Source organism: Sutterella parvirubra YIT 11816 (assembly GCF_000250875.1).
In the GTDB taxonomy this organism is placed as follows: domain Bacteria; phylum Pseudomonadota; class Gammaproteobacteria; order Burkholderiales; family Burkholderiaceae_F; genus Sutterella; species Sutterella parvirubra.
In genome coordinates, this window is the sequence record NZ_JH604848.1 from 1 (window position 1) to 2936 (window position 2936).

Genomic DNA, 2936 nt, shown 5'->3' on the forward strand with positions numbered 1-2936 from the left:
GTTCGTTGAATTCTGATTTTTAAAGAACTTTCTCCGCGGCCCCGTGCGCGGCGAAGAGGAGACGCATTGTGCACCTGATTCCGGAAAAGCGCAAGGGTGAGATGCCAACGATTTGACTTAGGTCAAACCACAAACCGCATTTTTCCTTCCCGCTTTGAAGAAAAAGCTCAGGACCTGCGCCCGCGCTTTCCTTGAACCTCAGCGAAAGAGAAGGTTGAGAGGGAAGAGGAAAGAATTTTTGAAGCCCCTCCCCTTCTCGGACGACCTTCTCGTCGATCCTATTCGACCGTCCTCAGGCCTCCGCCGTTCCGATCACCGTCGGGAAGCCGTCCGGCGTTCCCCGCACGAGGCTCTCGGCTTCCTCCACCGCCCGGGCGGGGATCTTCTTCCCCAGCGCCACCTCGACGAAGCTCTTCCCGTACTGCTCGAACATGCCGACGGGAAGGAGGAGGAAGTTCCGGAGCGTCTGCTCAGACGGCAGTCCCGCATCCAAAGGCACGTCCACATACGTGTGGTAGCGCATGATGCCCGTGTCCATGTCGAGTTCGAACGCCCCGCGCTTCAACCCCAGGTTCGCGCGCATCAGGAACTCCGCCGCCGCAGGACGGTTCGCCTCCGGCACGATGCTCCTCGCATAGGCGTAGGCCTGAAGGATTTCGGACTCGATTTCCACGGCGATCCGCACGTCCTTGAGGGGCTCGCTCAACGTCACCCCCGTGAAGTACAGCCCCGTCGTCGGCTCCACGTCGTACTCCCACCCGATCCGCTTCATGAAGCCTTCGAAGTGGTCGCGCAGGCGCTCTTCCGCGTCGTGCAGTAGCTTCGCACGCTCGCAGTCCTCGAGAAGACGGTAGTCGCCTTCCGCAACGAAGGGCTTCGTGCGAACCTCTTCGTCCGCGTCCGCCTTCTCGTCGAAGTCGAGGTCGTCGCCGCCGTCGTCAAAGAGCTCTTCGTCGTCCTCATCATCGAACTCCCCGTCGGCGACCTCGTCCGGATCCTCGTCGTCCTCATCGTCCGAGGCTTCGAAGAAGTCCTCTTCGTCCGCCGTCCAGTCGTCTTCAGCGTCCCATTCATCACGCCCCGGCCAGTACTTTCGCGCGGGATTGAGCTCGATCCCGCCCGTATGCCTCAGGAACGGGTGCCAGATGAGCGCAGGGAAGCGCTCGGCCCGGTCGCCTTCCCTCATCCAGTCGGCGAGCGCGTCGAGGAACCGGGTCGAATCCCAAACGATCCCCTCCACGTAGTCGAACCATGCGCCCGTCCCGTCGCCGGTGCGGCGGAACACGTCCGCGGGGACCGTTGCGAGATAGTCGGCGAGCTCCCGCCGGAAGGCTTCGCGTTCGTTTGCGCTCGCGTCCTCCCCGCACCCCGTCATCAGGACGCCGGCCGTGGCCCCCACCTCTTCGAGCTCCTTCATGAAGACGGGGTTTCCCGTCACGAACGCCTCATGGAGTTCGACGCAGGCCGTGCGGTAGTGCCCGACCTCCCGGGGGAAGTCCGGCTGAATCAGCCACAAGGCGCCCTCGCCTTCCGTCACCGCCTTGAGGTGATCCTCCATCGTGAAGTCCACGCTCGCGGGCTCCTCCTTCGCGAAGACTTCCGCGAAGTCGCGGATGAGCACGGCCTTCGGGCTCTTCTTCCTCGCGAAGTCGAGGTTCCCGAGCCAGTGCATCTGCGCGGCTTCGCCCACCGTGGTTTTGAGGAGCCACTCCAGCGACTGGAGGACCTCGTCGCGCTCTTCCGGATCGGCGCGGCCGATCCCTTCCAATTCCTCGCTCCAGAAGAGGGTCCGCCGCCCGGCGGGGCCGCTCGTGCGCCACACCCAGACGTTGTCGACCGTGAGTTTCCTGCCGCAGATCGTGAAGCGCACGCCGTCCGAACCGTCCTTCGGGAAGGCCTCCGCCCCGCCGATGATGCGCCAACCGGGAATCTTGGGCGCGCGGCGCACGATCTCGGCCGTGATGAAGGCGTTCAGCCTCCAGCCGCAGGGAGAGACCGCGAGAAGGGTCCGGTCCTTGGGGCTGAGCGGGTCCGGGATCACCATCAGGGCCGCGTCCTCCGGGAGGACGTCTTCCAGAATTTCGCGTGCGCGCCGCTGCGTCCAGAGCGTCGGCGCCCCGCCCTTCCTGAGCGACGCGTCGAGCTCCGGCGCCTCCTTCGCGAAGACCGCCCACGCCTTCTCCACCCGGGTGCGGAAGGGATCTTCAAAGGGCTGCCCGTGGAGGAAGAACTCGGTTTCTTCCAAAAGGTCCTGCGCCTCCTCGTCGTCGGGGTCGAAATCAAGCGCGGCCTTGAAGTGCGCCTGCGCGATGACCACCTGCTCGAGCCTCAGGTACGCCGTCCCGCGGCGCAGGTACCACCAGAAGTTTTCGGAATAGTCCTCGGGGATGTCGTCCAACACCCGCAGGGCGCGCTTCAGCCATTCGCGGTCGTTCGTCTTGATGCCGATGTTCGTGCAGGCGCGCGCGAGCTCGGTCTCGATGCCGGGGATGCGCTCCTCCTTGGGGAGGCTCTCGACGAACTTCACGAGACCTTCGTCGTCGCCCGCTTCGGTGAAGTCCGCAATGGCTTGGGCGAGTTCGAGGGCGCGGGCGGAGATCCCGATGTCGTCGGCCGCGTTCTCTTCCTGGAGTTCGCGCAGTTCCGCGGCGAACTTCGATGCGCCGACCGGGTCGTAGGTGAGGGTCATGCTTCAAGTACGTTCGGTGAGAAGCCGCGCGGCCAAGCGTCCGGAGGAGCTTGTCGGCGGCCGGTTTGTGAGTGCCTATCCTTCAAGCGTAGCGGTTTCCTGAGGGTTTTGCCCAAACGCCCATGGAAATGCAAGGACTTTGGCCGCGGCTCCGCTAGAGCCGGAGGAGATTCTATTAAATGTCCGTTCGACCTGAAAAAGGTCGTCTTCGAGCCTCAGGGAACCTCTTCACGGAAGAGGTTCGACA

1 protein-coding gene is annotated in these 2936 nt (G+C 63.9%); it reads right to left on the minus strand.

From position 1 onward, the window contains the following. Nucleotides 1-292: 292 nt before the first annotated feature. Nucleotides 293-2689, minus strand: a complete 2397-nt coding sequence (locus HMPREF9440_RS00620) for a YbjN domain-containing protein (protein WP_008540483.1) — start codon at nucleotides 2687-2689, stop codon at nucleotides 293-295. Between the last annotated feature and the right edge of the window lie 247 nt (nucleotides 2690-2936).

Excerpts from the sequence above, each read along its gene's own strand:
- HMPREF9440_RS00620 (WP_008540483.1), bottom strand. The coding sequence starts at position 2,689 with ATGACCCTCACCTACGACCCGGTCGGCGCATCGAAGTTCGCCGCGGAA.